This window comes from [Eubacterium] eligens ATCC 27750 (genome assembly GCF_000146185.1).
Taxonomy (GTDB): domain Bacteria; phylum Bacillota; class Clostridia; order Lachnospirales; family Lachnospiraceae; genus Lachnospira; species Lachnospira eligens.
In genome coordinates, this window is the sequence record NC_012778.1 from 1,937,664 (window position 1) to 1,954,446 (window position 16,783).

The following is a 16,783-nucleotide window of genomic DNA, read 5'->3' on the forward strand; positions in this document are numbered from 1 at the left end:
TATATGCATGACCATAATATATGATTACAGGTACTTTGAATTAAAGATATTCAAACATTTCCTTTGCTTCTTCTTTCTTAACAGTATCCTTGACATCTGTAACCCTTGCTCTTACATTCTTGTTACCAAACTGGATTTCAATAATGTCTCCGACTTTAACATCATAAGATGCCTTCACAACCTTGTCATTAACCATTACTCTTCCTGCATCACATGCATCGTTGGCAACAGTCCTTCTCTTTATAAGTCTTGATACTTTTAAATATTTATCTAATCTCATGTTCTTCTCCTTAATCTTCTCTTTCTACGACTCCATATGCTTTCCTAAAAAGTTAGCTGCCGTCTTTACCATTTTCTTTTCATTATCTGTAAACTTTGGCTTCATGTCAATAGACATCATAAGCACAGTACCTAAAACATCTCCCTGACATATTATCGGATACATAATTTCCTGCTTAAACTGCGCCTCATCAGTGACTTTCACAAATCCATCCTCTCCTTCACCTGCAGCAATGGTACATCTTCCCTCCATTGCCTGATTAAGCTCCTTTGTGACAGGCTTATTCATCAGATTCTTCTTATCGTCACCTGATGCAGCAATAACCTGTTCCCTGTCAGTTATACATACTGTCATTCCGGTCGCATCCGACAGTGATTCTGCATATTTTCCTGCAAATGTGCTAATATCTCCTATCGGTGAATATTTTTTCAGAATAATCTGCCCCTCAGCATCCGTAAATATCTCCATCGGGTCAGTTTCCCTTATATGAAGTGTCCTTCTTATCTCCTTTGGAATGACAATTCTGCCTAAATCATCTATCCTTCTTACAATTCCTGTGGCTTTCATATTAATAATTCCTCCCGATTCTTACATACTTTCCATAATTTATAATGTATGGGTAGTATGTGGAAAACAGGAAGAATTATGCATCTCATGTAATAATTTTCATATGGCCCCCAGTTTCAAAAGTTTAAATTTTTTCATTTTTTGAAACCGCTCTGTAATGTTTATTATACTGTCTGCAAATAATATATACAAACTGCTATATTCTTACCTTATTTCCTGCTATATTTAACTGATTTCACAACTGTCTCAATACAGTTAATTGCTAATGCAAAAATAATAATTGCCAGGAACAGCTTATTAAAATGCATAAAAATTTTCGAAATCATTTCTGCATTTTCTCCGAATAACTGCTCAACTCCATCAAAAAATGCAGAATTCATAATTCTTCCGTTTAACAACCAAATGAATGTTAATAAACCATCAATAAGATTGGTAATAATTGTAACAATCATTACTCTTTGGGTATAGCTTCCATCAATAAGTTTCACACTTTCTTTTGCAATACCTAAGATACCAAATGCAAGAATCAGATACCATGTTTGTCTGATGTATTCCAGATTAAAGAGCGGTTCATACACACTGACACCATTCTTTACAAAAGCAATACATATAATCTGCGGACAAACAAGAAATACAAGAGTAAATATAACTGAAAAGATAATTCCAATAATTGAATCTGCTTTTGAAATCTGATTCGTTTTCTGTGGAACAGGCGGCAGATTATCTATCCCATTACTTAAACCTTCCACCTTAATTCCTCTTTTATAGAAGAACGCAAACAACAATGTAACAAATGCAAATCCTGTCAATACACCGCCAAAAATTCCACCTATAATCCTGAATATGGCTATATACCAGATAGTATGCGATATCACTGCTGCCATAATCTGTGCGAGTAACATCCCCCCGATAACACATGCCGTTACAATTTTCAGTACATACACATACAGATTGTAATAAGGCTGACCAATTAAACAATCCTGTGTTTCACTCTTGTATTTCGAAGCAAGTTCTGCCGGAGTTCCCAGTTCTGTCAGAACAACTCTGATATCATGTTCAGTTGGCATAACATCTCCGCATCGTTCCTCTAGCATATCTTGTATTATTGTCTCTAATTCTGCCGATACATCTTTTTTCAAATCAGCCTTCATATATTTTGTAACTGCATAAACATATCTTTCAATCAAATCATTTTTCACCATTTATTCCACCTCCATAAGAGCATTAATTGACTGGGAAAATTTTTCCCAGTGTGCTTTAATTTTTTTATAAACCAGTTTTCCATCTTCTGTAATGATGTAATACTTTCTCGGCTTCGTTTCATCTGTTTCCCATTCACTTTTTAAAAGTCCCTGACTTTCCAGTCTTCTCAGTAGCGGATATAAAGTATTCCCTTCTATTGAAATCCCCTTTCCTTCTAATTCTTTTATAAGTGAATACCCATACATCGGCTTGTTTAGCTGTGCTAACACTACCATGATAAGTGTTCCTCTTCGAAATTCCAGAATCAGTCCTGAAACAATTTCATCGCAATTCATTCAATCTCTTCCCTTCTTAATTATCCAAATCAACAATATTCATCAGATTGTAGTGTGTCACACACACTATCATTTTAATTCATCATACTGTATGTCACACACTATGTCAATATTTTTTTCTTATAAAAATATTGTGATTTATACGCAATACATTTATCATATTAATATGAAGTTATATTGGAGGTTCATTTATGAATGGGGTAAATGGTTATGATAATTTTGATGGACCAACATCGGCATATGTTAAAAGAAACCGGAAAACCAGTTTTGCATATAAGTTTAAGAAAATGCTTTATGAAAGAAAAAAAGCTGAGGTAGAAAAAAGCATTTCTTTTGACGATAATCATGCAATTGAGGAAGTATGTCAGTATGTTCAGGAACAATGGGGATTTAAAGAAGCTGACAGAAATTCTGCTGAGTATAAATTCATGTATAAGCAGATAAAGCATGACATAAATAGCGAAATTAACCTGTTTCTGTATGTGCGTGAGGATAATGACGCACATATGGATATTGAAATAGAAACTACCACTGGTTATATTACAGGCGGCGTGACCGGAAAGAAGTCCTCAATTAAGGAATTTAACAGAATTTTGCGTGATGTATTCATATATTATGGTGTCATGCAGGACGACATAATCGAGAAAACCAAAAGATACAAGAATCTTGTGAGTATTCTGATGCAGGAAGCTTAAAAGGAATACTGTTTTTCTAACAAATAAAAACGGAGTTATATATATGGACACTATACATTCAGACATTTTCCCAGACGGAACTCCTGTTGATGGCTGGTTTCACAATACCAGCATTCCAGAACTTACCAAACTGGGAAAGCAATATATTATTACAGATTATGGTATACATGATGACGGCAGAATATACACAGATAATTTCCAGAAGCTGATAGACCTTGTATACAATGCTGGTGGCGGTGTAATCGTTATTCCGCATGGTACATACATAACTGGAGCTTTATTTTTCAGACAGGGAGTTAATCTATATATTGAAGGTGGTGCAACACTTATGGGAAGTGACGACATCAGCGATTATCCGGTCTGTGAAACAAGAATAGAAGGTGAAACCTGTCAGTATTTTGCTGCACTTATCAACGCTTCTGGAATTGATGGCTTTACATTGTGCGGTAATGGAACGATAGACGGTAATGGCTTACGAAGCTGGAAAGCCTTCTGGCAGCGAAGAACATGGAATTCCAACTGCACCAACAAAGACGAACAGCGGGCAAGGCTTATCTATATGGCTGGTTGCACCAATGTTACTGTTGCCGGATTGCACATTTGTAATTCGCAGTTCTGGACTAATCACCTTTACAAATGTTCTCATATACGTTACCTTAACTGCCGCATTACAAGCCCGTCTGCTCCTGTCAAAGCGCCTAGCACTGACGCAATAGACATTGATGCCTGCACTGATATTCTTATTAAAGGCTGCACAATTAATGTAAATGATGACGCAGTTGCTTTAAAAGGCGGCAAAGGGCCATTTGCTGACAGTGACAAGAACAATGGCGCTAATGAGCGCATAATTATTGAGGACTGCACATTTGAATTCTGCCATGGATGCCTTACATGTGGCTCAGAATCCATACACAATAAGAATATAATAATGCGTCACATCAAGGTCGACTCAGGTTACAATCTGCTCTGGCTGAAAATGCGTCCCGACACGCCACAGCATTATGAATACATCACTATAGAATATGTTCAGGGAAAGATATTTAATTTCATCAACATTAATCCGTGGACACAGTTTTTCAACCTTAAGGGAAAAACTGATATTTCCCCGTCTTCCACAGAACACATTATAATAAGAAAGAGTACCTGCACCTGTAATGTTTTCCGCAACATAAAAGAAGCACCTGAACAATACACACTCACAGATATCCAGATAGATGACAATATAATAGAAGAAATCGGAACACCTTCCGATAAATCAAAACATACCGGAGCAGAATAACTGCCCCGGTATATTTTATTATGTATAGCTTATTATATTTACCAATTAAGCTACTGTCTTCTCAGAGTTCTTCTCGCTCTTTGCATAGCTCTTTACTGAGTTAACTACGATGATTACACCAAGTACAATAAGGAGTATAGCAATTATAAGCTGAAGTCCGTTAGCGATGAATACGCTTCCCCAAGATGTCTGTCCAGCAGGAATTGTAACAGAAGCTGCTAACTTGATAGCCTTAACCATTGCAATTGTTCTCTGTACAAGTGCTGTAAATGTTACACAAAGCATGATGATAAGAGGAGGGAAAAGCATTTTGTTGCTTCGTCCTGTAACCTTTAAGAATACGCAGAGTGTAAGAATTACAAGAGCGCTTAATAACTGGTTAGCTGAACCAAATAATGGCCAGATATTTGCATATCCAATCTTAGTAAGGATGAATCCACATACTAATGTTACGATTGTTGAGAAGTATGTATTGCACAATAACTTTCTCCATCCTTCTGCATGTTCCATATCATCTACGCTGAAGAGTTCCTGGAAACTCATACGACCGATACGGGCAACTGCATCAAGTGATGTAAGAGCAAGAGCAGATACACACATTGTCATGAATACTGTTGCAAAATGTACTGGAACACCAAACATTTCAAAGAATCCTGCTACACCACTACTGAAGATTGCGAATGGTGTCTTAGCTGGAAGCGCTCCGTTAGTGGCAGCTGCACCAGCAACACAAAGGGCAAGTACTGCAAGTAAACTCTCAAGTACCATTGCGCCGTAACCAACCTTAAGCATATCCTTCTCGTTCTCAACTGTCTTAGAAGATGTACCAGAAGATACAAGGCTGTGGAAACCAGAAACGGCACCGCAGGCAACAGTTACGAAAAGAATTGGGAACATTGTTCCAAGCTTTGCATTATTGAATCCTGTATATACAGGAAGATTCATTGAAGGATGTGCAACTACAAGACCAACTGCTGCACCTACGATCATGCAGATGAACATGAATGTTGTCATATAGTCACGAGGCTGCTTCATTAACCACATTGGCATAACTGCAGCGAAGAAGATATATACAAATGTGATATAACTCCATACATCTTTGTTGAACTCAAGTGGGAAGAACATACCAACAGCAAATGCTGCGATAATAAACACAATACCAAGTACTGCTTCTTTCCAGCCTGAAAGATTTAACTTCTTCTGGATAAGACCGAATACTACGGCAAATACCATAAACATGATAGATACCATACCAGCTGAACCATTTGTCTTAGCTGCTGCTGATAAAACAGTAGCACCATCAGCATTTACTGTGTAAGCATTAAATGTACCTGCAACCATATCTGCAAATGCTGCGATAACGATAAGTGTGAATAACCAGCAGAAAAGTAAGAAAATCTTACGACCAAACTTACCGATGTACTTCTCAATGATCATACCCATTGACTTACCTTCATTCTTAACTGAAGCATAAAGTGCACCAAAGTCTGTAACTGCTCCGAAGAATACACCACCGATGAGGATCCAGAGTAAAACTGGTAACCATCCAAATGCTGCTGCCTGAATAGCACCTGTTACAGGACCTGCTCCTGCGATTGATGAGAACTGATGACTGAAAACTGTCCAGCCATTAGTTGGAACGAAATCCTTACCGTCGTTATATTTAACGGCTGGTGTCTCTGCCTTAGGGTCGATACCCCATTTCTTTGCTAACCAACGGCCATAAACCATGTATGCACCAAAAAGTACAACTGCCGCGATAAGCACGATTACTAATGTGTTCATAATGTCACTCTCCTATAAAAATATATTTCACCAGTCAAACGCAGTGGAAGCGGTGCTATGATTCTCATCGCTTACATAGCTCGTAGCTCATATGTCAGAACTGCGTTCTGACATTGTCGCGGTGCTCCTCGGATGTTCCAACATGAATCTGATTGTATGCAAGCATACATCAAATTCCCGTTGTTCCATCCTCATCGCTACTCGCACAAAAAAACCTTCGTCGATGCACTAATCCATTACTGGATTATGTGCAAAGACGAAGGTATATTATTTCTACTTCCGCGTTACCACTTTGCTTGCCGGATACTCCGACCACTCTACTGCCACTTGGTATATTCTTCTCTTATGGCATGCCCTTTTAACGATGGGTACCGGTTCCAACTACTAGACATCTGCCTGTCTTTCACCAGAACTGCTCGCAGGTGAGGGCTTAATCATTCCTTGCTGCCATCTCTCATCAACTGACGGCTTTCTGTGAGCGGTGATATGAAGAAGTCATTTCCTGTTCTTCGCATTTGACTGTTGATTTGTACATTAAAATATTCCTTTGTTGATAATTTGTCAATAAGAAAATTAAATATTTCTTAAGAATTCTTAAATTTCTTAATAAAATTAATATCTTTCACGCTGTTTCTGTTTATATATAGCCAGATTGCTTTAATATTATTAAGCAAATCCACCCTTTTGATTATTTACCTGAATATTATTATGCTTTGATAGGTTAATTCTTATTCTAACATTGTAGTCATATCTATTTTCTACCTATAAGATGCTTCAAAATGCGACTACCTATCGGTATCACATTCTCCCTATATTTTTCCCCCCCATATTTAAGATATTCTTGTTGAAAATAGTAAATATTTGCTATAAAATAGAGATAGTTTATTTTCGTGATAAAATACTTCACTAACTTAACAATTTTATATTTTATAGGAGATTATTCTATGAACTACGATGCTAATGTTTTTAAAGCCAAGGCTAATATTAAAGCCCGTCGGATATGGCTTGTTTTCTCACTCCTTTTGACCGCCAATTATGGTACTGATGCAGCTAATGGAATCTATCCAAAAAGCAGCTACATAATATTTGTTGCACTTTGCTGGATACCTTTCTTTATTGGAGAATTATTTTTCAGAATCAAGGGAAAAGCAACTGATGCGTACAGATTATGTCTTGTTATTGGTTATGGTATTTTCTATACATTTGTAATATGCACAACTGATTCTCCGATTTCATTCACATACATTCTCCCGGTTATGAGTCTTCTCGTTCTATATAAGAACAAGAAATTCATGATTAACTGCGGTATTGCTAATGTACTCTCTGTTATTGTCAGTGATGTGTACAGATATGTTGTTCTCGGATGCAGGTCTGATGCAGATATGAAGAATTACCAGTTACAGGTTGCATGTCTTCTTCTATGCTACATCTGCTATGTTATGTCTATCAGACACCTTAATGAATCCGATGGTGCTTTGAATGGAAGTATTAAAGCTGATCTTGACAGAGTTGTTTCAACTGTTGAGAAAGTTAAGACTTCAAGTAATTCTATTATGAGTGGAATTACTGTTGTACGCGAACTGGCTTCAGAGAATAAGCATGGTTCTGATGTTATCATGCTTGGCATGAACGAACTTTCAAGCAATAATGAAGATTTAAGAAGCCATACTGCTTCTTCCACTGATATGACAACTGACATAAGCTCACAGGTAGAACATGTTGCTCAGCTTATTGACGATATGGTAAGCCTTACTTCTGAGTCACAGGAGCATGCATACACAAGCTCAAGCGACCTTGAAAACCTTATTACAACAGCAACTACAATGTCTGAGCTTTCTTCAGAGGTTGAGCATATCCTGCATGATTTTGAATCAGAATTCAAGACCGTTAAAGACCAGACAAGTGCTATCGACAATATATCCAGCCAGACCAATCTTCTTGCCCTCAATGCTTCTATTGAAGCTGCAAGAGCCGGGGATGCAGGTAAAGGCTTTGCTGTTGTAGCTGAACAGATTCGTGCATTAAGCACAGAAACTAAGACCTCTTCCAGTGAAATACAGAGTGCATTAGACCGTCTTGCTGTAATCTCCGATAAAATGCTTTCTTCTATTGGAGAGACTTTATCACTTATACAGGTTACTCTTGACAAGATTAAACAGACAAGTGAAAGTATCAGTCTTATCACATCTGATTCTACTCAGATTGAAGACCATATACATATTATTGATACAGCCATTAAAGATGTTGAATCTGCTAACAAGCAGCTTGTAAGCAACATGTCCCAGGTATCAGATATAGTTGATACCATGACAGAGTGCATAACTAATTCAAGAGATATCAGCAGCCGTATTGTAAGTAAATATGACGAAAGTGCTACTAATATCAATACCATGGAAAATACAATACAGGCTCTTATGTGTGAACTTGGTGTTGGCGGTTTCATGGGTATTGAAGATATTAAGACAGGCATGAAGGCATCCGCAATCCTTAAAGGTACTCATGGTGAAAATGTTGAATATCACGGAACCATTAAGACACATAATGACAACAGCATAACTCTTGAACTTGAGAAGGCACTGCCTGCAGTTAATTCAGCAATTGAATGTGACATGTTAGTAACAGTTGAAAATGTAATATACCATTGGGAAAACGCTAAGATTGCAGCTGATAAAAAAGCATCTGCAACAACGGGCATTGTTACAATCACAACAAGACCGCAGATTCTTAACCGTCGTAAATATCCTAGAATTGATATGAATAATCACTGTACAATTACAGTAAAGGGTACAGACGAAACATTTGAAGGAAAACTTGATAATCTGAGTGCCAATGGTTTTGCATTTCTCTCAAAAGACAGATTTTTCTCTAATAACAAAGGCAAAATCATTACTGTTTCAATTGATAATTTTGATTTGCCTACACATTCTGTATTAGAGGGTCAGATTATAAGATGTTCTGATAATGACGGCATCTACATAGTAGGCTGCCAGATGCCAGAGGATAACTACTACATTATGGAATATGTAGAGCAAATGATACGGACTCAAAAAAAATAATAACTAAAATCATAAAATGGAGAAAAGCATATTAATCAGCTTTTCTCCATTTTGTATATTCTAGATAACCATCCAGTCTTCGAACTTATTTGCATTTTCAACAATGTTGACAATTCCATCTGCGCCGTAAGTAAATGCCCTGTGAATAAATACATTTACTTCCTCACCCTTCTTTATCGGAGCTTCCTCTACATTTCTTGTCCCGACAACCTCTATGCCGTTGACATTGACAGTTATCTCGACTTCCTTTCCCATGAAAAGCTTACCTACAACCACGCCCTTCTCAACAGAAGCGGCTGAATCAACTTTCTCATCAAGCCTTGTGATGTTGACATTCTCCGGTCTTAATACCGCCTTAACAGAATCATCAAGCTGGTTAAAACCTTTAATCTTATTAATCCGGTCAACATGTACCGGATGTCCCATGAATTCCGCCATAAATGCTGTCTCAGGCTCTCTGTATATCTGTCTTGGCGTTCCAATCTGCTCTATATGTCCCTTGTTAGTGACAATAATTTCATCAGCAACCTCAATTGCCTCATCCTGGTCATGTGTTACAAATATACTTGTGATTCCAACCTTTGTAATCATGTCACGAAGCCAGCTTCTTAATTCCTGTCTTACCTTCGCATCAATTGCTGCAAATGGTTCATCAAGAAGCAGAAGCTCCGGATTAGGTGCTAATGCCCTTGCAAATGCTACTCTCTGTCTCTGTCCACCTGATAACTGGCTAGGGTATCTTTTCGCCATGCCCGAAAGTCCGACAAGTTCAATAAGCTCATCAACACGTTTCTTAATGTCCGATTTTTTCCATTTATTAACTTTTAATCCAAATGCAATGTTATCATACACTGTCATATATCTGAAAAGTGCGTAGTTCTGGAAAACAAAACCTATTCCACGCTTACTTGCCGGCACATCATTAACAACCTTGCCATCAATAATAATATCACCTGAATCCGCAGTCTCAAGACCTGCTATCATTCTTAAGATTGTAGTTTTGCCACTTCCGCTAGGTCCAAGCAGTGCAATAAGCTTGCCCTTCCCTATTCCAAGATTAATATTATTCGAAGCTTTAAATGTGCCATATGTCTTATTGATATTACGAAGCTCTACATATTTTTCTGTGTCCTGCTGTAATTCTGCCATAATCTGTTCCGCCTTTCTGTTGTAGTGCGTTTCTATCCTTCCTGCCGCTCTTTCTCTGCCTTAGCTGCCTGCTGCCCCTTGTATTCAAGTACACTTCGAAGCACAAGTATAATAACCGCCATCAGCACAAGAATTGCTGACACTGCAAATGCTCCCGTAAAATCATATCCCTGATACAGAAGTTCAATATACAACGGCATCGTGTTAGTTCTTCCGCGCAAATGTCCTGAAAGAACGGATACCGCGCCAAACTCGCCCATTGCTCTCGCTGTACACAGTACAATACCGTAGAGAAGCGGCCATTTGATATGTGGGAATGTAACCTTCCAGAATATAGTCCAGCCATTTGCACCCATAAGCGCTGCAGCCTCCTCCTCGTCAGTTCCCTGCGAGGTAAGAACCGGTATCAGCTCCCTTGATATGAATGGAAACGTTACAAATATAGTCGCAAGCACGATACCCGGAACTGCGAATATAATTCTTACTCCCATAGCCTTAAGATATGGATATATAAAACTCTGTCTACCGAATGTAAGCACATATATAAGACCTGCTATAATCGGTGAAACTGTGAGTGGTAAATCTATTAAAGTAGATATAATCTTCTTGCCCTTAAACTGGAATTTCGTAATAAGCCATGAAGCAAATATTCCGAAAAATGTGTTACACACAACCGCAATAAGCGAAACCTCTATTGTCAGCTTAATCGAATGAAGTGCGTATTTGTCGGTAACAGCTGCCAGAAACACCTTTATGCCCTTAGAAAATGCTGTATACATTACATAGCTGAGGGGCAGAATAAGCATCACAAATAAAAACAACACACTTATACCTATTAGAATCCATTTTAACGGACCTGAATCTTTTCTGATGTTCATACGCTAACCCCTTTCTATGAAATTCCACTTACAATCTTCGATGTCCTGCTCTGTAACACTGCATTTATAAAGAGAATAATAAATGCGATAAAAAGCATTACTAGCGCTATTGATGTTGCACTTGCGTAGTCATATTCCTGTAATTTTGACATAATCATAAGCGGTGCTATCTCTGTCTCATACGGTGTATTTCCTGCTATGAATACGACACTGCCGTATTCGCCAAGTCCTCTTGCGAATGACATTGTGAATCCACCGATAAGTGCTGGAAGTATCTCTGGAAGTATTACCCTGAATACTGTCTGTCTGTGGGTTGCACCAAGCATGTTGGCTGCCTCCTCGTACTGGATATCCACCTTTTCCAGCACCGGCTGGACCGCCCTCACTACGAATGGTATTCCAACGAATATAAGTGCGAATATAATTCCCAGCCTTGTATATGCAATCCGGATTCCAAATTTGCCAAAAAATGCTCCAAGCCAGCCATTAGTTGTTGTCAGATGTGTAAGTGCTATACCCGCAACAGCTGTCGGCAGTGCAAATGGAAGTTCAATTATTCCATTCATAATCTGCTTACCCGGAAAGTTATATCTTACAAGAACCCATGCAAGAATTGTTCCCATAACTGCGTCTATAAGTGCCGCGATTAACGCAGTCTCAAGACTTACTCTGTAGCTTGAAAGCACCCTCGGCCTTGTAACTGTCGTTATGAATTCCGTAAACGACAGCTTTGCCGAGAATATCACAAGGGTACATAAAGGGATAACAACAATTAATCCTAACATTGCAATTGTTATTCCAAATGAAAGACCAAAGCCTGGTATTACTCTTTTTTTCTTTCTTTTCTTCTCTTTCATTCTGTCGTTTCCCCTTCCCTTAATCACTTCTTCTCATATATCTTGTCGAACACTCCGCCATCCTTGAAGTGCTTCTTTGTAGCTTCATTCCAACCTCCAAAATGTGCTATGTCCGTAAGTTCTACATTGGTTACTATCCACTTTCCATCTGCTGAAAGCTCTGTGATTGTGTTACCTTTCGATTCTGTGGCATATTTTTCAAGGATTGCTTTATTAGATGGTCTGTAATAATTCAAGAGTGGCTTATCATCTTCCACGGCGTTACAGTTAACTGCAATAACCGGTTATTTCCAAAGGAAGAATCAAAGTCATTCTTTCTTCTGAAAACATACAACAGCAGCAACAGCTTTCCTGTGTACCTGATGTCTTAGATAAATGTTTCATAATCAATTCCTCCTTCTTAATTCCTACTAAGTTTATATGTTACTATGTTGTAAATTATATACCTACTATGTTTGTATGTCAATATGAATTTTGAGGTTTCTGTCTTTTTGGACTTCCTACTGCCCTCTCTCCACTTTAACGTCCAATCCGCCGCGCCTTTGCTTCTCTTTTGGACTTTCTACCGCCTTCTCTCCACTCCAACGTCCAATCCACCACACTTTGGCTTCTCTTTTGGACTTTCTAATGCCTTCCCTCCTCTCTAACGTCCAATCCGCCGCGCCTTGGCTTCCCTTTTGGACTTCCTCGTGCCTTCCCTCCTCTCTAACGTCCAATCCACAATGCTTTGGCTTCCTTTCTTGACTTTCTGTTATGCTTGTATTATAATCCGTAATACAGACACAACAAATACACTAATAGCAACACATTTTTAGCAAGAAGAAAGGAGCCCGATATGGTTATAGAACTTGATTTTGCGAGCGACACGCCCATATATGTACAGTTAAGAAATCAGATTGTTAAAGGAATCGGCAAGGGAGAACTCAAGGCTGGTGAGAAACTGCCGACCGTCAGACAGCTTGCTTCTGACGCAGGCGTTAATACAATGACCGTCAATAAAACCTACCAGATTCTTAAAGCTGAAGGTTTTATTAAAACCGACAGAAGGCTTGGTGCATTTGTCGCCGAGAATATTAATATGGATATTGAATTCAGGGAAAAGCTTGAATCAGAGCTTGAACTGCTATCCGCAGAAGCAAGCATTACAGGAATGGATAAAGAAGAATTCTTAAAAATGTGCGAAAACATTTATTCCAAGATGAATCCCTGCACAATGTAATATGCCTGTATTCACACATGCATTAACACACACAGTCCCACTATACAAGGAGGTTTCCTTATGAAAATCGCAATGTTTATGCTATTCTTCGTATGCAACATGTTCACAGTCCTGATCATGAGATTTGCATATGAATCCAACTACCGATACAACAACGGAATGCTTATCGGAGTCCACATTCCAGGCGACCATGTTAACGATGACGATGTCACCCGACTTATGACACGCTTTAAGAAAAGCATGAAATATTTTCAGAATATCAATGCAGTACTCTCAATAGCCATATGCTTTCTTAATTTTGTGAACATAATCATTTTCGTTATTATGTATACAATCTGGATTCTCGTGTTCGTTTTCGGAATTATGTATATCCAGCTTTCAGCGCATCGGAAAATGTATCTGTTAAAGATACAGAATGGCTGGTTTGTGGAATCCCAGAAACAGAAGGTCTTTATAGATACTCGTGCTTGTGCAAACGCAGATGCAACTCCAGTCAGTTTCAGATACCACATCATCATAATTGCCGCAGAACTGCTGGCTTTGATTCCATTCTATTCATGGACAGACAGAGCATATTTTTCAATGATTATTGTATTTGCAATATGTACTGTCATAGTTTCAGTATTCGGGTTTGTGTTCCATATTTATATGAACAGACGACAGAATCAGGCATACAGCCTTAATTCGGACATTAACAACATTGTTAATCTGACTATGAAGAAATACATTGCTTCAGCAATGCTTGTAATGTCACTTCTTAACTTCGTGGCATGGATAACATTTGTGTTAATGTGTATTATTCAGGATACTGTTGGTGACTTAAGTTTCTGGATGTACATTATTCTGCAGTTGTTAAGCGGCTGCACGCTCACTGTCATTCTTATTCTTGCACGCAACAGAAAGAACGAAATGCTTAAGGCTGACACACAGCCGGTATTTGTTGATGATGATGACTACTGGAAGACTGGATTTTACTACAATCCTAATGACCCGCACCTTTTCGTACCCGACAGGCTGTGTTCGACCAACTACTCGCTTAACTACGCCCGCACAGGTGCTAAGATATTCACCGGAAGCATAACGGCTGTTATTCTTGGATTACTAATATGGACAACTATTGTATTAATTCCATACATTCATGTTACTATCGACATCAGGACTACTGAAAGCACTGTAAATGTGTCTTCATGCGGTTATACAAGCAGAATTAACATTGACAACATTACCGAAATTACTCTGATGGATTCACTGCCTGATGACCATTTTTTCAGATATAACGGCGGTGCCACAGAAAGTTATCTTGTCGGAAAATTTAAGGGCAATACTTATGGAAAATGCAGTCTCTACATTTTTAAAGATGTGTCTCCTGTGCTTATGATAAAAACTGCTGACCAGACTGTGTTCATCAATTCCAAAAAAGATGGCGAAATTGTTAATCTGTATAATACAATTAAGGATAAATAATCCGTGACAAAAAGGACGATAAGAATTAACTTCTTACCGTCCTTTTTTCTGCAATTCTTCTATTCGCGTGACTTGCGCTTCTTCACATCATGCTCCTCATACGCCACACTCACTTTCTTACCGCTGAATGCAACTCCGAACATACCAATCCCAGACACGCCATGCTTTTCAAGATTGGCTGTGTAACTTTTCTGCTGAATCTGTCTGACTGCACTGCCAGCCATCTTCTCAAGCTCAGCTTCCTTACATGCTTTGAATTCTATGATATATCCGTGTCCGCCACGGCTCTTCGGTTGCAGCTCTATGTCAAATCGTCCCTCACCTGACTCCCTGTTAGACGAGATATAATAATTGTCTGACAATACCGCAAGCATTCCAAATACCACCCCATGATAGAAATCCTCATGTGCCGTATCAAACACGCTTGCAGACTGCAAAAGATACTGCTGCAAGGTTTCTGTTAATAAATGTGCATTTCCCGTACGGATTGATTCCGCAAAGTTTCTTAGCAGCGCACCTGTAAATATGCCGTTATATCTGTCAATAATCTCCTTCTGGAACACGCTCTTTATCTCATAATTAGGTATCGACAGCGCGCATATCGGATTGTCGTACAGAGAGCCAATATGCTCTGACACACGCAGATATCCGGCAACCAGAAGGAAGCTGTATATTGTATCAATGTCTCCATTAATCTCAGGATATATGATATCTGTGTCAACAATTGCCTGAACAGTACTGCCCTGCAGCAATCTTAATAAGTTGTCTGCAAATGTGGTATCAGCACTATTAAACAGCTCGCCGATTATCTCATTGCCACTTGTTCTTGACCAGAAGGCTTTGGGAACACATTTGTTATTGAAGTAATTAATAACCGACCACGGATTATATATTCCGGTTCTGCCAAACATATAGCCGTCATACCATTCCTTAATCTCACCCAGCCGGTCAGACACGCCGTAGTACTGCGCCATAGCAGAAACTTCCTCTTCCGTGAATCCAAAATATTGCGAATATTCATCATCAAGAATTGTATTAACCACAAGATTGTTAAGCCCGCTGAACAGGCTTTCCTTAGCTATGCGGAGAATTCCCGTGAGAATCCCCAGTTCCAGACTTGGATTGTCCTTTAAGACAGCCGACAAAAGATTTCTCATAAAGCCAATCACTTCATCATAGTATCCAAATATATGTCCTTGCTGGATTGGCGTATCGTACTCGTCAATTATCACGATTACATTCCTGCCATAATGCTTTGAAAGCATTGCCGACAGCTTCCCCAGTGCAAACTGATAATCTATTATCGTTGCCTCATCATCAAGTATTGACTTAAGATACTTCTTATCATAGTCACTTAATCTGGCGCTTGTCGTCAGTTCAATATGTCGCAAAAATTCATTCCTTAATGTAAAGCAGAGACTTGCGTACATGTCCTGCCATGTTGACTGGTGGGCGTCTTTAAATGTAAGAAAAATCACCGGGTACTGCCCCTGCTTCTCCTTATACAGCGCGCCCTCTCGCCATATCTTCTTATTCTTAAAATACACTGATGTATCCGTATCAGTCTTTTCAAAAAATGTGCGAACCATGTCCATAGTAAGTGTCTTTCCGAATCTTCTCGGTCTTGTAAATAAATACACCTTACTGTGATTATCTATAATGTCCCTAATAAGCAATGTTTTGTCTACATAATAACATTCATTCGACACTTCTTTATAAGATGTTATTCCAACCGGGCAGGGACGCTTCCTGTTGTATACAGCGCTGTCTTCCCTGACATAAAGATTCCTATTCTCCCTTAAACAATCCGGTCTGTCCACATCGTCAGGTATCATCCAGAACTTGCCTTCCTTATAAGCTCCCGGCAGCTTTCCCTCTGTACACAACTGGTTAATTCTTCTCGGCGTCACGCCCCATCTTGCGGATAATTCCTTCGCCTTAATATATCTAATATCCATAAAGCCCCTCTTTTCTGTGCATTACTGCACATACTGAAATCCGTGTCATGTACACAGA

The 16,783-nt window shown here is 38.8% G+C and carries 15 protein-coding genes; 5 read left to right on the plus strand and 10 right to left on the minus strand.

The window, feature by feature from the left end; all coding sequences use genetic code 11:
* Nucleotides 1-40: 40 nt before the first annotated feature.
* The 4 genes from EUBELI_RS09015 to EUBELI_RS09030 form a co-directional block, all read right to left on the minus strand.
* Nucleotides 41-280, minus strand: a complete 240-nt coding sequence (locus EUBELI_RS09015; protein ID WP_012740096.1) for an RNA-binding S4 domain-containing protein — start codon at nucleotides 278-280, stop codon at nucleotides 41-43.
* Nucleotides 281-304: 24 nt separating this feature from the next.
* Nucleotides 305-847 carry a stage V sporulation T C-terminal domain-containing protein gene (locus EUBELI_RS09020; RefSeq protein ID WP_012740097.1) on the minus strand — a complete coding sequence of 181 codons (543 nt, stop codon included), beginning with the start codon at nucleotides 845-847 and terminating at the stop codon, nucleotides 305-307.
* Nucleotides 848-1,056: 209 nt separating this feature from the next.
* Nucleotides 1,057-2,049 carry a hypothetical protein gene (locus EUBELI_RS09025; protein ID WP_012740098.1) on the minus strand — a complete coding sequence of 331 codons (993 nt, stop codon included), beginning with the start codon at nucleotides 2,047-2,049 and terminating at the stop codon, nucleotides 1,057-1,059.
* Complete coding sequence (locus tag EUBELI_RS09030) at nucleotides 2,050-2,385, minus strand: PadR family transcriptional regulator (protein ID WP_012740099.1); 336 nt, start codon at nucleotides 2,383-2,385, stop codon at nucleotides 2,050-2,052.
* A 191-nt stretch (nucleotides 2,386-2,576) separates the two neighbouring features.
* Here EUBELI_RS09030 and EUBELI_RS09035 point away from each other — a divergent pair, with 191 nt between their 5' ends.
* Nucleotides 2,577-3,080: a hypothetical protein gene (locus tag EUBELI_RS09035; RefSeq protein ID WP_012740100.1), complete on the plus strand. Its 504-nt coding sequence runs from the start codon at nucleotides 2,577-2,579 to the stop codon at nucleotides 3,078-3,080.
* A gap of 43 nt (nucleotides 3,081-3,123) precedes the next feature.
* Nucleotides 3,124-4,359, plus strand: coding sequence for a glycoside hydrolase family 28 protein (locus tag EUBELI_RS09040; RefSeq protein WP_012740101.1), 1,236 nt, complete (start codon nucleotides 3,124-3,126; stop codon nucleotides 4,357-4,359).
* Between the two features lie 45 nt (nucleotides 4,360-4,404).
* Here the strand turns inward: EUBELI_RS09040 and EUBELI_RS09045 are convergent, their stop codons facing one another.
* Nucleotides 4,405-6,144: a carbon starvation CstA family protein gene (locus tag EUBELI_RS09045; RefSeq protein ID WP_012740102.1), complete on the minus strand. Its 1,740-nt coding sequence runs from the start codon at nucleotides 6,142-6,144 to the stop codon at nucleotides 4,405-4,407.
* Between the two features lie 944 nt (nucleotides 6,145-7,088).
* Between EUBELI_RS09045 and EUBELI_RS09050 the strand changes: the two genes are divergently transcribed.
* Nucleotides 7,089-9,200 carry a methyl-accepting chemotaxis protein gene (locus tag EUBELI_RS09050; RefSeq protein ID WP_012740103.1) on the plus strand — a complete coding sequence of 704 codons (2,112 nt, stop codon included), beginning with the start codon at nucleotides 7,089-7,091 and terminating at the stop codon, nucleotides 9,198-9,200.
* A gap of 60 nt (nucleotides 9,201-9,260) precedes the next feature.
* On the opposite strand, the gene EUBELI_RS09055 is transcribed toward EUBELI_RS09050, so the two are convergent.
* From EUBELI_RS09055 to EUBELI_RS09070, 4 genes are read right to left on the minus strand one after another with little or no spacing between them, the layout of a single operon-like run.
* Nucleotides 9,261-10,349: an ABC transporter ATP-binding protein gene (locus tag EUBELI_RS09055; RefSeq protein ID WP_012740104.1), complete on the minus strand. Its 1,089-nt coding sequence runs from the start codon at nucleotides 10,347-10,349 to the stop codon at nucleotides 9,261-9,263.
* 32 nt (nucleotides 10,350-10,381) lie between these two features.
* Nucleotides 10,382-11,227 carry a sulfate ABC transporter permease subunit CysW gene (gene cysW, locus EUBELI_RS09060; protein ID WP_012740105.1) on the minus strand — a complete coding sequence of 282 codons (846 nt, stop codon included), beginning with the start codon at nucleotides 11,225-11,227 and terminating at the stop codon, nucleotides 10,382-10,384.
* A 14-nt stretch (nucleotides 11,228-11,241) separates the two neighbouring features.
* Nucleotides 11,242-12,084 carry a sulfate ABC transporter permease subunit CysT gene (gene cysT, locus EUBELI_RS09065; RefSeq protein ID WP_041688819.1) on the minus strand — a complete coding sequence of 281 codons (843 nt, stop codon included), beginning with the start codon at nucleotides 12,082-12,084 and terminating at the stop codon, nucleotides 11,242-11,244.
* Between the two features lie 23 nt (nucleotides 12,085-12,107).
* Nucleotides 12,108-12,341, minus strand: coding sequence for a hypothetical protein (locus EUBELI_RS09070; RefSeq protein WP_012740107.1), 234 nt, complete (start codon nucleotides 12,339-12,341; stop codon nucleotides 12,108-12,110).
* Nucleotides 12,342-12,919: 578 nt separating this feature from the next.
* On the opposite strand from EUBELI_RS09070, the gene EUBELI_RS09080 reads away from it, so the two are divergent.
* Together EUBELI_RS09080 and EUBELI_RS09085 are read left to right on the plus strand one after the other, a co-directional pair.
* The gene (locus EUBELI_RS09080) at nucleotides 12,920-13,303 is read left to right on the plus strand and encodes a GntR family transcriptional regulator (RefSeq protein ID WP_012740109.1); all 384 of its coding nucleotides are present in this window, start codon (nucleotides 12,920-12,922) and stop codon (nucleotides 13,301-13,303) included.
* A 60-nt stretch (nucleotides 13,304-13,363) separates the two neighbouring features.
* Nucleotides 13,364-14,767 (plus strand): PH domain-containing protein, encoded by a 1,404-nt coding sequence (locus EUBELI_RS09085; RefSeq protein ID WP_012740110.1) that lies wholly within the window; start codon nucleotides 13,364-13,366, stop codon nucleotides 14,765-14,767.
* Between the two features lie 59 nt (nucleotides 14,768-14,826).
* Here the strand turns inward: EUBELI_RS09085 and EUBELI_RS09090 are convergent, their stop codons facing one another.
* Nucleotides 14,827-16,725, minus strand: a complete 1,899-nt coding sequence (locus EUBELI_RS09090; RefSeq protein ID WP_012740111.1) for an AAA family ATPase — start codon at nucleotides 16,723-16,725, stop codon at nucleotides 14,827-14,829.
* Between the last annotated feature and the right edge of the window lie 58 nt (nucleotides 16,726-16,783).